The organism is Bacteroidota bacterium, from assembly GCA_018698135.1.
Taxonomy (GTDB): Bacteria; Bacteroidota; Bacteroidia; order CAILMK01; family JAAYUY01; genus JABINZ01.
Map to the genome: position 1 here is coordinate 23,584 of JABINZ010000054.1, position 19,547 is coordinate 43,130.

General features: G+C 35.0%; 13 protein-coding genes. 8 read left to right on the forward strand and 5 right to left on the reverse strand.

Going from position 1 to position 19,547, the window contains the following annotated elements; translation table 11 throughout:
* Position 1 precedes the first annotated feature (1 nt).
* Both HOG71_03420 and HOG71_03425 read right to left on the reverse strand, forming a co-directional pair.
* Positions 2 to 1,267 (reverse strand): imidazolonepropionase, encoded by a 1,266-nt coding sequence (locus tag HOG71_03420; GenBank protein ID MBT5989881.1) that lies wholly within the window; start codon positions 1,265 to 1,267, stop codon positions 2 to 4.
* A gap of 77 nt (positions 1,268 to 1,344) precedes the next feature.
* Entirely contained in the window at positions 1,345 to 2,082 is a 738-nt protein-coding gene (locus HOG71_03425) for a biotin--[acetyl-CoA-carboxylase] ligase (GenBank protein MBT5989882.1), read from the reverse strand.
* Positions 2,083 to 2,189: 107 nt separating this feature from the next.
* On the opposite strand from HOG71_03425, the gene HOG71_03430 reads away from it, so the two are divergent.
* From HOG71_03430 to HOG71_03455, 6 genes are all read left to right on the forward strand, one after another.
* Positions 2,190 to 3,179 carry a Gfo/Idh/MocA family oxidoreductase gene (locus HOG71_03430; GenBank protein ID MBT5989883.1) on the forward strand — a complete coding sequence of 330 codons (990 nt, stop codon included), beginning with the start codon at positions 2,190 to 2,192 and terminating at the stop codon, positions 3,177 to 3,179.
* Positions 3,176 to 4,048: a hypothetical protein gene (locus HOG71_03435; protein MBT5989884.1), complete on the forward strand. Its 873-nt coding sequence runs from the start codon at positions 3,176 to 3,178 to the stop codon at positions 4,046 to 4,048. Before HOG71_03430 ends, HOG71_03435 begins: the two co-directional genes overlap by 4 nt.
* Complete coding sequence (locus HOG71_03440; protein MBT5989885.1) at positions 4,041 to 5,456, forward strand: sugar transferase; 1,416 nt, start codon at positions 4,041 to 4,043, stop codon at positions 5,454 to 5,456. Before HOG71_03435 ends, HOG71_03440 begins: the two co-directional genes overlap by 8 nt.
* Positions 5,457 to 5,537: 81 nt before the next feature.
* The gene (locus HOG71_03445) at positions 5,538 to 6,728 is read left to right on the forward strand and encodes a phosphoglycerate kinase (protein MBT5989886.1); all 1,191 of its coding nucleotides are present in this window, start codon (positions 5,538 to 5,540) and stop codon (positions 6,726 to 6,728) included.
* Between the two features lie 78 nt (positions 6,729 to 6,806).
* Complete coding sequence (locus tag HOG71_03450; protein ID MBT5989887.1) at positions 6,807 to 7,580, forward strand: TIGR02757 family protein; 774 nt, start codon at positions 6,807 to 6,809, stop codon at positions 7,578 to 7,580.
* Positions 7,581 to 7,764: 184 nt separating this feature from the next.
* Positions 7,765 to 9,945, forward strand: a complete 2,181-nt coding sequence (locus HOG71_03455) for a T9SS type A sorting domain-containing protein (protein ID MBT5989888.1) — start codon at positions 7,765 to 7,767, stop codon at positions 9,943 to 9,945.
* Between the two features lie 592 nt (positions 9,946 to 10,537).
* On the opposite strand, the gene HOG71_03460 is transcribed toward HOG71_03455, so the two are convergent.
* Positions 10,538 to 13,765: a protease gene (locus HOG71_03460; protein ID MBT5989889.1), complete on the reverse strand. Its 3,228-nt coding sequence runs from the start codon at positions 13,763 to 13,765 to the stop codon at positions 10,538 to 10,540.
* Between the two features lie 155 nt (positions 13,766 to 13,920).
* Between HOG71_03460 and HOG71_03465 the strand changes: the two genes are divergently transcribed.
* Both HOG71_03465 and HOG71_03470 read left to right on the forward strand, forming a co-directional pair.
* Positions 13,921 to 15,504: a glycosyl hydrolase gene (locus HOG71_03465; protein MBT5989890.1), complete on the forward strand. Its 1,584-nt coding sequence runs from the start codon at positions 13,921 to 13,923 to the stop codon at positions 15,502 to 15,504.
* A gap of 12 nt (positions 15,505 to 15,516) precedes the next feature.
* A complete protein-coding gene (locus HOG71_03470) occupies positions 15,517 to 15,984 on the forward strand; it encodes an ATPase P (protein MBT5989891.1) in 468 nt (155 codons plus the stop codon).
* A 254-nt stretch (positions 15,985 to 16,238) separates the two neighbouring features.
* On the opposite strand, the gene HOG71_03475 is transcribed toward HOG71_03470, so the two are convergent.
* Together HOG71_03475 and HOG71_03480 are read right to left on the reverse strand one after the other, a co-directional pair.
* Positions 16,239 to 16,682 (reverse strand): VOC family protein, encoded by a 444-nt coding sequence (locus HOG71_03475; protein ID MBT5989892.1) that lies wholly within the window; start codon positions 16,680 to 16,682, stop codon positions 16,239 to 16,241.
* A 162-nt stretch (positions 16,683 to 16,844) separates the two neighbouring features.
* Complete coding sequence (locus HOG71_03480; protein ID MBT5989893.1) at positions 16,845 to 19,391, reverse strand: phosphoenolpyruvate carboxylase; 2,547 nt, start codon at positions 19,389 to 19,391, stop codon at positions 16,845 to 16,847.
* Between the last annotated feature and the right edge of the window lie 156 nt (positions 19,392 to 19,547).

Below are 19,547 nucleotides of genomic sequence, written 5' to 3' on the forward strand. Positions count from 1 at the left end.
TCTATTGTTTATTTGTTATTTCAATTCCGTTAAAATATTTTCCTTCAATAATCATACTTTCAATCACATGATTACCAAAATTATAGGGCATAAACTTAATCGAAGGAATTTGTTTTGTAATGATCAGATTGGCTTTTTTGCCAAGCTCAATACTTCCCATTTCATTTTCAATTTCCAATGCATGAGCTGCGTTAATGGTAATTGCATTCAGTGCTTCTTCAGGCATCATTTTCATTTTGATGCAAGCTAGCGACATGGAAAAATTCAAGTTACCTGATGGAGAACTTCCCGGATTATAATCAGAAGCAATGGAAACGCCTAATCCTGCATCAATCATTTTTCTGGCCGGAGGAAATTTCATGTTTAAATAAAATGAACAAGATGGCAATAATGTAGGGATGGTATTACTGTTCAGTAAGGATTTAATCCCTTTTTCACTGGTGTTTTCCAAATGATCCACCGAAATACTTCCAAATTTTATGGCTAAATCAAGTCCACCTAATTCATTCATCTGATCAACATGAAGTCGGGGTTTCAGACCTCTTGTCTTTGCTGCCGTTAATATTTGTGTTGCATCTTCCAGGTCATAAAAACCTTCTTCAATAAAAATATCGATATAATCTGCTAATTTTTCTTTTTCTATTACAGGAAGCATCTCATCAATAATCAAACTTATGTATGCTTTTTTATTGCTTTTATATTCTTTAGGAACTGCATGTGCGCCAAGAAATGTTGCCTTTATTGGGATTGGGCTAATTTCTTTAAGTTTTTTGATAACGCGAAGCATTTTCAATTCTCCACCTACAGATAAGCCATAGCCGCTTTTAATTTCCACAGCAGCAGTTCCCAGATTGATAATTTCATTCAATCGGGTTACTGCTGACTCTATAAGTTCTTCTTCGGATAGAGTGGCTAGCTTTTGAGCTGAATTCAAAATCCCACCTCCAGCAGCAGCTATTTCTTCATAACTGGCTCCTTTTAGTTTTAATTCAAATTCTTGCTCCCGACTTTCAGGAAAAACCAAATGTGTATGAGAATCGACATAAGCTGGCAATACAAAACAACCTGATAAATCCTTGGTTTCGTCAGCTATAATGCTTTTGCTTAAATGCTGCATTTCTCCAAAGGCCGCTATTTTCCCATTTTCAACTAATAAATAAGAATTCTCAAGTACAGGCAGGTTGAGCATTTCTTTTCCAGCCTTAAAAGACATTGGGTTCATGCTATATTGAACCAATCCTTTGATATTTGTGAATAATATGCTCATAATTGTTTTTCTGTCAGCTTGAATTAAAAGTCAAAAATAGAAACAAACCTATATCATTGGAATAATATTTAAATGAATTATAAAATATAGGCTATTTCTTTCATATCAAATGACTTCAACTCAGCATGGGTTTCCACTACTAATTTACCATATTCATCAACTCCTCGAATGATTCCATCAAAACACTTTTGTTGACTTGAAAACTCAGCACTTAAATTATATTTATAGAGTTGACTTTCATAGTTTGCTTTAATCTCTTCAAATCTTCCTTCAATCAATAAATGATACTTATGAAGAATAAATTCGACCAATTTTTCTCTAACAAAGGTAAGATCAATCTCTTTTTTCAATACATGCTGCATTGATATCGGATTAGGAAGGCTATTGGAAAATGACATTTGGTTAACATTTAATCCTATTCCAATAATACTTGAACTTATTCCATGCTGATTCAAGTCATTTTGAATTAAAATTCCGGCCACTTTCCGGGCATTAATGTATATATCATTTGGCCATTTGATTTTGACATTTTCTATTCCAAATGCAGTATGCAAACAATCTGCAATTCCTAAACTAGCTATCATGCTAATAAAAAAATACTTTTCAGCCATTAAAAACTCAGGCTTCAGAATAATCGACATTAATATATTCTTCCCTTTCTCACTCTCCCAAACAGCTTTTGATTGTCCTTTCCCATGACTTTGGAAAGCTGCACTGATAATCATCCCATTTTCTGCCCCAGAATTTTCAATTAATTCTCTTGCATAATCATTCGTGGAATTCAATTCATCTATTTCAATCAATTTCAATTGCATTTGCTATTCATTAGATTGTTCAAAAATCGAAAATAATCCCCATAAATCATGAAAATATACCATATTTGCACTCCAATACAAATCCATTTCAAGTCAAAAATTGTAGGATGTTAAAAATAGGCGTTCTGGGAGCAGGACATTTAGGTAAAATACATATCAAGCAAATCAAGGAAATTCCTGAATTTCAGTTAATCGGATTCTATGATCCTGATACTGAAAAAGCTCAATCTGCCAGCGATGAATTTAACATCAAAAGCTTTCCAGATATTGATTCACTGATAGATGAAGTAGATGTTGTTGACATTGTTACACCTACAATTTCTCACTATGAATGTGCAATTCAAGCTATTCAAAAAAACAAACATATTTTTATTGAAAAGCCACTGACTTATACACTGGAGCAAGCTAATGAACTGGTAAAGCAAGTTACTGAAAAAGGCATTAAGGCTCAGGTAGGTCATGTGGAGCGATTTAATCCAGCTTTTCTGGCCGCCAAGGAACTCAATTTAAAGCCTATGTTTATTGAAAGTTCAAGGATTGCTCAATATAACCCAAGGGGAACAGATGTTTCTGTTGTGCTGGATTTGATGATTCATGATCTGGATTTAATCCTAAACTTAATTCCCTCCGAAGTATTTCAAATATCGGCTAGTGGAGTTCCAATAATATCTGACACACCAGACATAGCCAATGCGCGAATTGAATTTGAAAATGGCTATGTTGCCAATGTGACAACAAGTAGAGCATCTTTGAAAAATGAAAGGAAGATGCGTGTTTTCCAAAAAAATGCATACATCACCATTAACTTTCTGGATAAAAAAGTTGACGTTTACAACATCCGTGAATTAGAAGGAGAACAAGAAAATCCATTTTCTATTATTGTTGACCCTGGAAATGGAAAACCGAAAAAAGAAATCAGTTTTAGCTCGCTGAAAGTGCCAGAAATAAATGCAATCAGACATGAGTTGTCGCTTTTTGCAAAGTCGATTAAAAATAATACAGAACCAGAAGTAACAATTACCGATGGATTCCGTTCTTTAAAATTAGCCCACCAGATTTTAGAAAAAATTGAGGAAGGCATGAATCGAATAAAATGAGGTTTCAAAATTTTTTAATCATACTAAGCATCCCTTTTTTCATTGGCTTTTTACATTCCTGTGACCTGATTAATCCCTCTGAAGAAATACCCGCCTATATACATATTGATACGTTTACGCTAAGTGGTAGCTACGATAGCTTTGGCACAGTAAATCATCGAATTACAGATGCATGGGTAGTTTTAGACAATGAAGTGGTTGGGGTATTTGAACTTCCCACTACTTTTCCGGTTTTGAGTAAAGGAGAACATAAATTAATCATACAAGCTGGTGTTATTGAAAATGGAATTTCAAATACACGAACCTCCTACCCTTTTTATGAACCATTAATCATCGATAATTACAACTTTCAGGAATTGAATATCGATACGATTAATCCAAAAGTCAGATATAAAAAATCAAATATGTATTTGGCCTTAAACGAAGATTTTGAAAGTGCTAATCTGGATTTTGATCCAAGTGCAACCAGCAATGTATCCTTAGCAAGAACATCTGAAGATCAACATGTTTTTGAAGGAAATTATAGTTTTGAAGCCGTATTAGAAAAAAACGGTGACAAATTGGAAATGATCAGTGAAAATATTTTTGTCGTACCCAGAGGAAAAGCAGTATTCCTTGAAATGAACTATAAATCAGATATTGAATTTACCGTTGGTTATTTTGCTTTGAGTTCAACCAGCTCAAAACAGCATCCTGTTTTGTATTTAAATCCAAGCAAAGAATGGAAAAAAGTGTATGTAAATTATGGAACAGAAATCGCTTTTGAAGATTTGCATGATGTGTTCAAATTATTTGTTGGTTCCTATAATGCAAGCACCGATACCGCTAAAATTTATCTTGACAATTTAAAATTATTGTGGCTTGAATAGACGTAAATTCACCATACAATATTTATTATCTGATTTATTAGGGACAGGAATTGCCTGGACCCTTTTCTTCATATTCAGGAAAATGTTTATTGAGCCAGCAAAATATGGCTATAAAGTACCTATCCGATTTGATGAGAATTTTTATCTTGCATTAATCATCATTCCAGCTTTTTGGCTATTCATTTATTGGTTAAATGGCTCTTATAAAAATATTTACAGAAAATCAAGATTAAAGGAAATTGTAAGCGGTTTTATCATCATCTTTTTTGGCACATTGTTAATTTTCTTTGTTTTGCTTTTGGATGATGAAGTTAGAAATTACAAAGTTTATCGCACAACTTTCTCCTCACTTTTTATACTGCAATATTTCATTGTCACCACATCGCGAATGGTTATTCTGACAATGATAAAAAATAAAATTCGAAAAAGGATTATCTCTTTCAATACCCTGATTGTTGGAAGTAACGACAATGCACTTAAACTATTTCAGGAATTAGAAAATGAACGTTATTCTCAAGGATATAATTTCAAAGGTTATGTGAATGTAATTGATTCGCCAGAACCTTCACTGAATAATTTCCTAACACATTTTGGAAATTACACGGATATCAGAAAAATCATTCAGGAACATAATATCGAGATCGTTATTCTTGCTATACAATCATCCGAACATGAGCAATTGCACAAAGTGATTTCTTTGCTGAAAGAAGAGCAAGTTAACATCAAAATCATTCCTGATAATTATGATTTAATTAGTGGCAGTGTGAAAATGAATTACATTTTTGGTACTGCATTAATGGATATTTCTCCTGAAATCATGCCTCAATGGCAAAAGCATTTCAAGCGCTTGATTGATATCGTTTTTTCTGCTCTCGTATTAATTTTGTTCTCTCCTGCATTAATTACCATTGCAATTTTCATCAAACTGGACAGTAAAGGTTCTATTTTCTTTTTACAGGAACGAATTGGTAAAAACATGAAGCCTTTCCAGATTGTGAAATTCAGAACCATGATTAAGAATGCAGAGAAAAATGGTCCGGAACTTTCACATACGAACGATCCAAGAGTGACCAAAGTTGGTCATTATCTGCGGAAATATAGATTGGATGAAGTTCCACAGTTTTACAATGTGCTAAAAGGCGAAATGTCTATTATTGGTCCCCGGCCAGAACGACAATTTTTCATTGACAAAATTATGGAGCATGCTCCTCAATATAGATACTTATTAAAAATAAGACCCGGCATTACTTCCTGGGGGCAAATCAAATACGGCTATGCTGAAAATGTTGAGCAAATGCTTGAGCGCATGAAATTCGACATTCTCTACATGGAAAACATGTCGTTAAGCATGGACTTTAAGATTGTTTTCTACACCATTCTCATCATTATAAAGGGTACTGGTAAATAACAAACCCTGATGTTGTTATTTTGCTAAAATCTTTTGTCTTCTCCTTTTAAAAATTAAAATTTGCATTCTAAAATTCAGCACATGAAAACAGTCGACAACTTCAATTTTAAAAATAAAAAAGCTCTTGTTCGAGTTGATTATAATGTTCCCTTAAACGATGCGTTTGAAATAACAGATGATAGCCGCATCAAAGCCTCCTTGCCAACACTGAATAAAATTCTTGCTGATGGTGGCAGCCTGATTTTAATGTCACATATGGGGCGCCCTAAAGGAGAAAAAGTTGAAAGATATTCATTAAAGCATATTGTTGATCATTTATCCAAAGCGCTGAATACCAATGTAAAATTTGCTGATGACTGCATAGGTGAAACGACAAACGAATTAAGCACTAATTTGCTAGCAGGAGAAGTGTTGTTGCTTGAAAATCTTCGTTACTACAAAGAAGAGGAAAAAGGTGATGAGAGCTTTGCGAAAAAACTGGCTGAAATGGGCGAAATTTATGTAAATGATGCTTTCGGTACAGCACATAGAGCTCATGCATCTACGACCATAGTTGCAAATTATTTCCCTGACAATAAGTGTTTTGGCTACTTAATGAAAAGTGAAATTGAAAACATTAATAAAGTTTTAAAAGAATCGGTTAAACCGCTTACAGCTATTATAGGTGGAGCCAAAGTTTCTGACAAAGTATTGATTATTGAACAACTACTTGAAAAAGTTGACAACCTGATTATTGGTGGTGGAATGGCCTATACATTTTTCCGAGCAATGGGAGGAAAAACAGGCGATTCATTGGTTGAGGAAGATCGTATTGAATTGGCTTCAAAACTTCTCAACAAAGCAGCTTTGAAAGAAGTTAAGATTTATTTACCTATCGATTCGCATATTGCAGATTCATTCTCAAATGAAGCCAAAAGAAGAATATGCAATAGCGATAAAATTCATACAGGATGGATGGGACTCGATATTGGAAAAACGGCCATTGAAACGTATACAAATGTCATCCAAAACTCAAAAACAATTCTCTGGAATGGCCCAATGGGGGTTTTTGAATTCAGTAATTTTCAGCAAGGAACAAAAGCCATTGCTGAAGCCGTTGCCGAAGCTACAAAAAATGGTGCATTCTCCTTAATTGGTGGTGGCGATTCAGTGGCAGCAATTAATAAATTTGAGCTACACGATCAGGTGAGCTATATATCGACTGGAGGAGGTGCTATGCTTGAATATCTGGAAGGAAAGGAATTACCAGGAATAAAGGCTATACTGGATTAAACAACCACCAAGACACAAAGACACGGATAGTCCTTTGTGGCTTGGTGTCTTAGTGGTAATAACATGAGCATTCTACCAATTACATCACTTGAACTCAAAGTTTTCCTTGACGAAAAAGTTGAACAATACAACAACACATCCTTTATTGAAACAGATCCAATTTCTGTTCCCCATTTATTCAGCAAAAAAGAGGATATTGAAATAGCTGCTTTTTTTGCTGCTACGCTTGCCTGGGGACAACGTTCTGTTATTATTCGTAACGCTAAATTACTGATGGAGTGGATGGACTACAGTCCACATCAGTTTATACTCAATTATCAAGAAAAAGACTTAATTCCTTTTCAGCAATTCAAACACCGTACTTTTAATGGTGATGATTGTGTTTTCTTCATTCAGTCATTGCATCATATCTACAAAAAATTTGGAACTCTTGAAAAAGCATTTGAGGTAGATAAAAGCTCCAATTCTAATGAAATAATAAAATCTGCAATCATCAATTTCAGAACTCATTTTTTTCAAGGAGAACATCTCAAGAGAACACAAAAGCATGTATCCAATCCCCTATCAAATTCGGCATGTAAACGATTGAATATGCTTCTTCGCTGGATGGTTAGGCATGACAATAAAGGAGTTGATTTTGGCATTTGGAAGAGCTTATCACCAGCTGATCTTCTTTGTCCGCTAGATATCCATACAGGCAATACTGGCAGAAAACTTAAGCTTATTCAAAGAAAACAAAACGACTGGAAAACTGTTGAAGAATTAAGCAAAGTGCTTAATTCTCTTGATTCAGAGGATCCTGTGAAGTATGATTATGCTTTATTTGGATTAGGGGTGTTTGAAAAGTTCTGAGTGCTCTTATTATTTTGTTAACATAAACTTTCTTTATTTCCCAAGACACTGTTTATCTGTATCTTAAAGTACTAATTCAATAAAAGGTTGTTAACAAATAAATGTATATAAAAACTATCATTGATATTTATCAATAAATGATAAATTTGTACGGAGAAAATTTTTCAAACTAAAATATGACATGATGAAAAAGGGATTTTTACAATTTTTTAGCTTATTGATTGGTTTAGTCTTTTCAGTAGGTGTTTATGCACAAACCGCCTCCGATTTATTCTTTTCGGAATATGCAGAAGGCTCAAGTAATCATAAATACATTGAGCTCTTTAATGGAACAGGCGCAAGTGTCGATTTATCCGATTATGCTATCTTGATTAACTACAATGGCAATGCCTGGAATGGACTTTTTACTTTTGCAGCTTCAACCATGTTGGCAGATAAAGATGTGTATGTAATTGGTAATAGCAGTGCTGATTCAGTAATTGTTGCAAACTCTGATGTATCAGTAGCATACAATGATTCTGGCTATATAGTTGGTTTCAACGGTGATGATGTTCGTGGTTTATGCAAAATTGTTGGTGCCGGAACAACCGAAACTGACACCTATACTTATTATGGTGTTGATTTCTATCTTCAAGTAATTGATCTTTTTGGTCTTTATGATGGAATTGATCCTGGTTCAGGATGGGACGTAGCCGGAGTTGCTGCAGCAACTAAAGATCACACATTGATTCGGAAACGTACTGTTATGGGACCAAATACTGATTGGACTGCATCTGCAGGTACAAACACAACAGACTCAGAATGGATTGTTGAAGCGAAGGATACATGGACAGATGTTGGAATGCATACTTTTGGTGCACCTCCTCCAACCACTTTCCCAAAATACTACATTGGTCAGGTAACAACCAATGATAGCATTTTTTCGCCTGATTCACTTGGCGTAAAATGTTGGGTTGAAGGAATTGTAATTGGTCCTGATTTCGATGGAAACGCTGGTTTATCTTTCACCATTGCTGATGGAGATGGAATCAATGTTTTCAATTTTGTTGATGTTAATGATTATGTAGTTAAAGAAGGTGATAAAATTGCCGTACTTGGAGCAATTGATTTCTACAGAGGATTAACTGAAATCAAAGTGGATTCAATAGTGGTACTTGATTCAAACAAAATGTTTCCTCCTCCTATGCTGGTTAGCATGTTAGGAGAAACTACAGAATCTGAATTAATCATGCTTGAGAAGGTGATGTTGACTGACACTTCTCAATGGCCTTTAGCAGGTAGCAGTGCCAATGTTGAAATTACAAATGGTATCGATACATTTGTCATGAGAATTGATAGCGATACAGATATTGATGGCACTCCATTCCCAACAATGCCATTTAATGTTATTGGTATTGGTGGACAGTATGATTATAATTCACCCTATGATGAAGGTTATCAAATCTTCCCAAGATATTTATCTGATATCATGGTAATAATTCCTCCTCCAATGTACACAATTGGTCAAGTTACGTCTGTTGATGCAGATGGTAGTCCTGATTCATTAGGTGTAAAATGTATTTTACAAGGAGTTGTTCATGGAGTAAATTATCGTGCTTACAAGCCAGGTTTACAATTTGTATTACACGATGGACTTAATGGTATCTGGTTATATCTTAACAGTGGCGATTTAGGTTATACCTTCCGTGAAGGTGATCGAATTGGTGTTGCCGGTGAAATTGGCTTCTATAATGGTTTAACAGAAATTATTCCTGAAGCTATTATGGTTCTCGATTCTGCTCAAACATTAAATACACCAACTGTTGTTACAGAAGTGAAAGAAATGTATGAAGCAGAATTAGTGAAATTCGAAATGGTTTGGGTAGCTGATACTAACCAATGGCCAAAGCCTACTGACTATGCTGTAAATGTTGAAGTTACAAACGGTATTGATACGTTTATCATGAGAATAGTTACAGATTGTGATATCCATGGAACACCCGTACGTTTGGATACATTCCATTTAGTAGGATTAATTGGACAATATGACTTTGCTGCTCCTTATGATGAAGGTTATCAAATATTCCCAAGATACATGACTGACCTTATTCATCATGATCCAGTATCTGTAAATGATATTGATTTTACTAGCAAATTCAGAACATTCCCTAATCCAAATAGTGGTCAATTTGTTTTGGAAAACAATAGTAGAAAAGAAGTTCAAATAACTGTAATCAACCCATTAGGTGAAACAGTTTATAGTTCAAAATCAAGCAGCATGCTGCATCGAATTAATTTGAATGAAAAAGCAAGTGGAATCTATTTTATTCAGGTGAATGAAGTAGATGGAGATGGTGCTTACACTGGAAGAGTACTTGTTAAATAATATATTTAATTATTCTTAGAAAGGCTGTCCCTAGTTATAGGGATGGCCTTTTTTGGTTTTATGTGACAACTCTGTATTCAGTCTGTGATTTAATTCATACTGAAATAATATTCCAAGAAAATTTACAAATCACTTACACAAAAGGCGTTTAAGTTGCAAACTTAAACGAGAGGTAGCTCTGCGACTTAATACCTAGCCTTCTCTGGATTAAGTCTGTGACTTAATCCTATTATCTACAAGTATAATTATTGCTTTTGTTGTGAATGAATGGTTTTAGCCATAACTTAAACCAATGTAGTGGCGTTTAAGTTGCAAACTTAAACGAGAGGTAGCTCTGCGACTTGATACCTAGCCTTCTCTGGATTAAGTCTGTGACTTAATCCTATTATCTACAAGTATAATTATTGCTTTTGTTGTGAATGAAAGGTTTTTGCTTCAAACTTAAACGAGAGATTGTTCCATATTTAAACGTTTAAGTTGCAAACTTAAACGAGTGGTCTAGACAACACACCCCTAACCCCTCTCAAGAGGGGAACAAAAAAAATAGCAGTGAGTTTAAACCCACTGCTATTCAAACTTTAATCTTATGCTTTTATTTATTCTTTAGCGGAAACTTTGGAATATCAGGAATTTCCTGTGGATTGTTTTTCAATTCTTCCAATATAACTTCGATGGCTTTATTGAGTTGTTCATCAATTCCAGCATATTCTTTTGCAGGATCATTATCGACATAAATATCAGGATCAACACCATAACCTTCAATGATCCAACCATTTTCATCATAGGTTGAAAACTCAGGTTTATTCAAACTTGCTCCATCAATAAATGGCAAAGATCCTCTGATGCCAACAACACCTCCCCAACTTCTTTTACCAATTAATTTACCTAATTCATATTTCCTGAACTGATAAGGAAAAAGGTCGCCATCAGAAGCAGAATATTCATTAATCAGACACACTTTAGGTCCATGCAGCATTTGCTTTGGTGTGGCAGTCTTGGTGGTATTTCTAGCCATGTTTGCACGAGCCATTTCTCTTCGCAATCGCTCAATAATCATGGGTGATACATTTCCCCCACCATTTCCTCTGTCATCAATAATAAGTGCTTTTTTTGATAGTTGAGGATAGAAATATTTTACAAATTCATTCAAACCAGCAACACCCATATCAGGAATATGAATGTAACCAACCTTGCCATTGGTTGCCTTATTTACCTTTTCAATATTTTCCTGAACCCAATTATAATAGTACAATTTACTCTCATCTGAAATAGGTATAACGATTACTTTTCTGCTTCCTGCTAGCTCAGCTTTTGAATTGACAGTCAATTCAACTTGCTTGTTTGCACTTCCGATCAATGAGGCAAAAATATTCTGCATTAATTTGGTAGACTCTCCGTTTACTGCTAAAATAAAATCACCTTCTTGAATATTTAAGCCTAATTCAGTTAATGGAGAACGCATTGACTTATCCCAATTCTGACCTTTCAGGATTTTGTTAATTTGATAATAGCCTGAAGAATGGTTGGCCAATTCCGCTCCTAACAGTCCCATTTGAATGCGTTCTGCTTTGGGTTTATCGCCTCCACTCACATAAGCATGTCCCACACTAAGCTCACCAATCAATTCACCGATCAGGTAATTCAAATCATCTCTATGCTTGACAAAAGGAACCAAGCTTCCATATTTGCTTTTTAATGCTGCCCAATTCGTACCATGCATATTCGGGTCGTAAAAGAAATCCCTCATCTGCCTCCAGGCTTCATTATAAATTTGCATCCATTCTTCTTCTTTATTAACTCGAACCTTCATATCAGCCAAGTTAACTTTACCTTCACTGAGGTTGATTTTGGATTTTGCTAAAGCAATTATATAATAATCCCTGCCCTTGCGAATTAGCATTTTTTTGCCATCAACAGAAACATCATATGAATTATACTCACCAAGTTCTGTTTCTTTTTGCTTTTCCAAATCATACATATTGAGGGATGCCTTTGAACCTTGTTTTCTTTTCACATAATAAACAACACCATCAATACAATTGATTCCATAATAATTACCTGCATCAGTTGGTATGGCCAAAATTCTCTGCTGAATATCTTCCAAGTCAACCTTCATGACATCCTCTTTCTCTTCTGATTCTGACTTTTTATCAGTATCCTCTTTCATTGTAACTTGATCGTTGGTGGGTTCAAAAGGTGAAGGCGTTTCTTTGGATAAAGTAACAAAATACATTTTGCTCATATCCACATAGGCATGATTCCATTCAGTCCAGCTATAAGTTGGATTAAAATCGCGTGCTGATGTGAAAAACAGATATTTACCATCATTGCTAAATTTAGCAGAACCTGAATTATACCAACCATCGGTCACCACTTGTTTTTTATCATCGTCTAAACTGTAGATGTAAATATTACTCATACTACTTACTTCAGATCTACTGTATGCTATCCACTTGCTGTCTGGTGACCAATTATAGTTTGAGAACTCCCATGCTTGGGCTTTATCAACCACTTTTATTTTTTTCGAATCAATATCTACATATTGTAATTGCAATTCCTTATCTGCCCAAAGAATTTTTTTACTATCTGGCGACCAGGAAATATGGTATTTATAGCTACCTCCTCCTTTGGTTAAGGCTACCGGATCTTGACTTCCATCCTGAGCAAGTATATAAATTTCATTTTCACCACTAACATCACTGATATAGGCTATGTATTTTCCATCGGGTGACCATATTGCATTGCGATCATGTGCTCCAGAACTTTTAGTAAGATTTAAAGTAATCCCTTTTTCTGCTGGAATACTAAACACATCGCCCCTGGCTGTTGCAACCAGACGTTTTGCATCAGGCGACATTTCAATACCTCTCATAAATTTAGAAGCATCTACAATCTCATCCCGGCTATAGATCAAATCATCGTGAATGATAATTTTCAACTTGTTTAGCTTTAAACTTTGCAAATCATAAGTGTATATAAATCCACCATTCTCAAAAACAATAGCCTTATCTCCCAATGATGGAAACTTGACATCATAATTGGTAAATTCTGTTATTTGTTTAGTAGTTTTATCGGTCATATCATAAACAAATAAGTTCATGGTTCTATTTCGATCCGACAAATAATAAACTTTGTTTTTATACCACATGGGAAAAATATCCTGTGCTTTATTATTGGTTATATTTTCAGTGCTTTTGCTTTTAAAATCATAAATCCACACATCGTCAGCCATTCCACCTTCGTAGTATTTCCAGGTTCTAAACTCACGAAAAACCCGGTTATAAGCCATTTTTTCACCATTAGGCGAAAAAGAGCAAAAACCACCACGAGGTAGTTCTAATTGCTTCTGTAAACCCTGATTAATATTGACTTCAAATAACTGACCCACAAACGCATTGTAGCTCTTCATTCTCGAACGAAAGACAATTGTCACATTATCTTTCCAAGCCATCACAATATTATTAGGCCCCATGCGATCCGAAATATCATCACGACCTAAAGTAGCTGTATAGGTCAATCGTTTTGGAACTCCACCCTTAGCAGAAATCACATAAACCTCTCTGTTTCCATCATATTCTCCTGTAAATGCTATATTCTTTCCATCTGGAGAAAAATGTGCAAACATTTCATAACCTACATGATTTGTTAGCTTTTTGGCTTGGCCATCTTGTGTATTTGCGCTAAACAGATCACCTGCATAGGAGAAAACAACCTGATTGCCATGAATGCTAGGAAAACGCATTAATCTGGCTTCTTCTTGTGCAATTGCAGACGTTATGGATACTACAATCAAAAATAAAAGTACTGATACTTTATTCATATCTTTTTTTTAAAGTTTATTAAAGGAGATAAATTTATAACATTTATTTTTCTGAACCCTTGAATTTGCACTAACTTCATGCCAGCTGAAAATCAAAGCATTCTGCATGTTCAGGCCTGATCACAAAGATTTGAATTGCCTAAATACTAGACAAGATGTCAAAAAAAAGAACAACATATATCATCCCTATTGTTTTTATCTTCTTAATAAATGGGTTTTCATCAAGCCTTTTTTGTCAACACATCAATATTCTGATTAGTAACTCACCCAGCATTGAGGAACCCTCCATTATGATTAATCCATTTAAAACAGATGAAATGGTTGCTGGCGCAAATTTAAACTATAGTTTTTATAGTTACGATGGTGGAGTAAAATGGACTGAGCAAAAACTACAATCAACATATGGCGTTTGGGGTGATCCAGTGCTCATAATTGATAACAATCAGGATTATTATTATTTTCACTTATCGAATCCGGATAGTGGTAATTGGATAGATCGAATTGTATGTCAGAAAAGTACAGATCAGGGGCGAAATTGGTCGAATGGAACATTCACAGGTTTGAATGGTACAAAAGTACAAGACAAAGAATGGGCTGTTGTCGACCGAACTACTAATAATATTTACATGACATGGACACAGTTTGATGTATATGGAGGTATTACAACACCCAAACCCGGAGATAGTACGCACATTATGTTTTCCATGACATCTGATGGAGGTCAAAATTGGTCACAAGCCATTCGAATTGACGAAACCGGAGGATATTGCTTTGATGATGACGATGCTGTGGAAGGAGCGGTTCCTGCAGTTGGACCCAATGGAGAAGTATATGTTTGTTGGACGGGTCCATTGGGATTGATGTTCGATCGTTCTGTTGATTCTGGAAAGAAATGGTTGGAACATGACATCAAAGTTTCTGATGTACCTGGCGGCTGGAACTATGTAATTCCCGGAATATACCGAGCCAATGGATTACCTGTCATAGCTTGCGATACTTCTGGAGGGAATAATCATGGGACAATTTATATCAATTGGAGTGATCAAAGAAACGGGCTTGACAATACAGATATCTGGCTTGTTAAATCAACTGATGGAGGCAATACCTGGACACAACCTACATTAGTAAATAATGACAATGCAGTAAAACAGCAATTTTTCACATGGATGACTATTGATCAGACCAGTGGGTTTCTTTACTTTGTTTTTTATGACAGACGTAATCATGATGATGAATATACCGATGTGTATTTAGCTCTTTCAAAAAATGCAGGAGAAACATTTGAGAACCATTTGATTAGTGACTCTCCTTTCAGACCATTTCCAACCGTATTTTTTGGTGATTACACCAATATTTCAGCACATGATGGGGTTGTGCGACCTATTTGGACCCGACTAGATGATACGAAACTCAGTGTATATACTGCTATAATCGACACCTCTTTTACAGCTTTACCTGAGATAAAAAATCAGGATTTTGTTGTTGAAAATCCATCACCAAATCCATTCAACAGCAGCTCGTATTTATCTTTCAAATTAAAAAAATCGTCTTATGTAAAACTTAATGTTATTGATATTTTTGGGCGTCAAGTTGAATTAATGATAGACGAACAACTTCCTCCAGGAAAATATATCAACCATTTAGATGCCGAGAAACATGAATTAAAAGAAGGCATTTATTTCTATCAGTTACTCGTTGATAAAAAGCTGACCAGCCGTAAAATCCTATTTACAAATTAAACAATTAATGTAATGGAAATACATATTCCCGGTTTCAAAAAATTAGAGATAAAAAACTTAGTATTGGATTTCAATGGAACTCTAGGAAATGATGGATTATTAAATACAAACATCATTGAGAGTGTTAACATTCTTGCTACCAAATTGAATGTATATGTATTGACAGCCGACACCTATAAAATGGTCAGAGAACAATGCATTAATTTACATGTAACATTAAGGATTATTGCAGAAAACAATCAGGATTACACAAAAATGCAATTTGTGAAACAACTGGGCAGTGATGAAACGATATGTATCGGGAATGGACGAAATGATTCTCTTATGCTCCAGGAAGCAGCATTGGGAATTGCTGTAATCGAAAAAGAAGGTGGTGCAGTTGCTGCAATCAATTCAGCGGATTTAGTTGTTCAGGGTATTGAAAATGCAATTGAATTATTGATGAAACCTATGCGCTTGGTTTCAACCTTACGCTCCTAATGTAGGTCCGATTTAAAATCGGACTGAATTTATTACTCCTTTTGTGACCGAATGCCAGTCTGATTTCTAGCAAGCAATTCGGTCCTACATAAATATAATCAGAATTCCAGTTCACTCAGTAACTCCAAAAAGGAATACAAAGTTCAGGCGTTAATTAATTCTGTCAAAACAATTATACTGTTGTAGGTCAGATTTAAAATCGGACTATTGATTTTACATCTTTTTTGACCGAATAAAATTCGGTCCTATATCAATTACTTCTCTTTCGGATTTTCATTGAAGGAAATCATCCAATTGACACCAAACTGATCGATGAACATTCCAAAATAATCGCCCCAAAAGGTTTTTTCTAAAGGCATTGTCACTTGTCCGTTTGCAGAAAGCCCATTGAACAATCTCTCCGTTTCCTTTTTAGAATCAGTATTTATTGATATAGAGAAATTATTTCCTTGCTTATATGATGAAGCCCATTCTCCACCAACATCACTTCCCATAATCACAGTCTCCTGACTGACAGGCAATGAAATATGCATGATTCTATCCCCATCTTCAGGTCGCATTGGCTTTTGACCGTCCTGAGCAGGCATATCTTTGTAACGGCCAACATAGGGGAATTCACCTCCAAATATCGATTTGTAAAAATTAAAAGCTGTTTCGCAATTCCCATTAAAGGTCAGGTAAACATTTACTGTTGTCATAATATTTTCTTTTATTCTATAAAATTCCTGTTGCCATTAATCAAAAGGAGTACCAGCAATATCATAAATTTGAGTATCAGAATCCTGATGTAGGTCCGATTTGCAATCGGACTAATCATATTACTCCATTTTTGACCGAATAAAATTCGGTCCTACATTAATTTATACAGAGTTCCTGCTGGCATTGATATTTCCATACAAAGACCTGATAATGATTTTCTCATAAAGATCTTTATATCCTGCATTCTCACTTAGTTTTTGCAGAGCATATTGTTGGATAACTAACAAAGGCAATACGATGCTTTCTCTTATCCTGATGGATTCTCTTGAAATAGGTTCTTCTTCCATCAAAGTTGTTGTATCAGAAATAAGCAATAGCATTTCCTTTGAAAGCATATATTCCTTGTTTAATATTTCCCAAAAGTCCTTGTATTCTTCATCTTCTTTCATATAAGCTGTTAAATCAAAATTGGATTTCGATAACGACATCATGCTATTTTGAACAAGTGCCTTGAAAACAGGGACTTCAGCATATATTTTTTTTAAATCTTCAAGCTTGCCTTTTTTTAACAATGCCTGAATAGCTGTACCTGTACCAAAATATCCAGGCACATTTTGTTTCAACTGACTCCAGGATCCAACAAAAGAAATGGCTCTTAAATCGGTAAGCTCAAGCTTTTCCTTATTGCCTCTTTTTCCAGGCCTGCTTCCAATATTAGCTTTTCCGTAGTATTTTAAAGTGCTTTTGTTTTCCAGATAAGAGATAAACTTAGGATGTTCTTTGAGTGCATTATATTTTTCAAAACTAATGTTTGCCAACTCTTCTAAAATTTGTCTGGCATTGTCATCAATTTCATTTTTATTTCCCAAAAAGCTTTTGGATAAACCTGCAGTAATTAATTGTTCGCAATTGTAAATAAAATGCTCTTTTGTTCCGTATTTACTGGTTATGGTTTGACCTTGTATGGTCAGTTGAATTTCATGATTAGCAATTTTCTGGCTTTGTGCCGCATAAAAACGATGCGTTTTCCCTCCACCCCTTGCCGGGGGACCTCCACGCCCATCAAAGAAAATGGCTTTAATATTATGTTCTTCACATACTTGCGATAAAGTCTCTTTTGTTTTAATTATCGACCAGTTTGCTTTTAGATAACCTCCATCTTTGGTTCCATCCGAAAAGCCGAGCATAATGGTTTGTTTTTCCTTTCTTCTTAAAACATGAGCACGGTATTCGGGCAGTTCAAAAAGTTCTTTCATGATCGATTCAGAACTGTTCATGCCCTCCATGGTTTCAAAAAGAGGAATAATGTCGAATGTAAGTTTTTGTACTTCCCAACCACACCATCTGAACAAAGCATAAACAAAAAGTACGGAGAATATATTTTCGGAATTACTGATAATGTAGCGATTACAACCTTCTTCCCCATTTTTATGTTGAATATTTTTTAACTGAGAAATATTCCTGATTGTATCCTCAAATATTTCTTCTTCAAAGCTATCTGGATCAATGTTGAAATTTTGATGAAGCAAAATGGAGATTAGCTCTTTCTCATCAAGTTCATCTATACTTTCATTAATAATTCCTTTCTGCTTTAAAATTGCTGTAACTACTTTCTCATGAATGCTATGATCCTGTCTTATGTCGAGGCTGGCAAAATGGGTCCTAAATATTTTAACCCTGTCAATTAATCTCTTCAGGTCTTCCAGGTACAGGCTATGATATGTATTGCTTACAATTTCCTGAACCTCCAAAAGGGGATTAATAATTTCTTCGTAGGACAAGTATCTTTCTGAATTAAAGATGGTTTGGTAAATTTTGTCTCTCAGTTCCTGAAGTATATTTTCAACCTCCCTGAAAGTGAGTTTCTTCTGTATGCTTTTAATGTCGTCATCGTAACATTTCATCAAGCTCATGCGCAATTCATCCGCTACATCCTTGGTAATATCGAATGTTACAAATGGATTGCCATCCCTATCCCCTCCCGGCCAGAAGCCTAATTTTACTAAGTCAGTATTATCAAAATCACTAGTATTGATATGATCCTTGATGCATGCATATAAATCACTTACAGCAAAATAATACACATCTCGTAGATAATATATGATATTTTTTGCCTCATCAAGAGGTGTTGGCTTTTTGGAATTGATGAGAGATGTCAATCCCAATTGCTGCAAGGTTTTGTCTATATCATCAATTTTGTTTTCGGCTATCAGCAACTTCAAAGAGCTTATGATTTCAAGTACTGAGGGTGGATAGAACTGCGTTGGATGAGCGGTAAAGACGATTCGGGCACTGAAAGAGGAAAGTTTTTCAGCAATTTCCTCCCGTATTTTGGCATTGTCGAACAATTGAAAAAATCCTTTGATCGATAAATCATCACTCAATTCCTGTATGGAAGAAAAAGCAGCATCTTCAACACTATCGTACAATACAACCTGTCTTTCAACATACTGAATAACCCGAAACATAAAATCGAGTTGTTCTTTTTCTTCATCCAAATTAAGCTGTTGTTGAAAAAACGAACCTAAAATTTCCTTGGGATGCAGCCCTTCTTTAAGACCAGTTTTACACACATTATTCAACATGGGAATCAATGTTCCAATATTATATTCCTTGCTATAAGGCAGGTTCAGAAATAAACTGTTGTAAATACTGAACTTTGTATTAACCAGTTTTTCAAACAGTTCGATTCGTTTTGATGGATACATTTTGGTTCTTTTTCAATTTCAGGATATTTACGTAAAGGTAATTATTTGAGTGGAATTAATCTAGCAAATGCAACTTGAAAAGCACATGTGTTAACTAAAATTTCTAATGTAGGTCTGATTTGCCTGCCAGAAGTCAGGCTGGTAATCGGATTATTT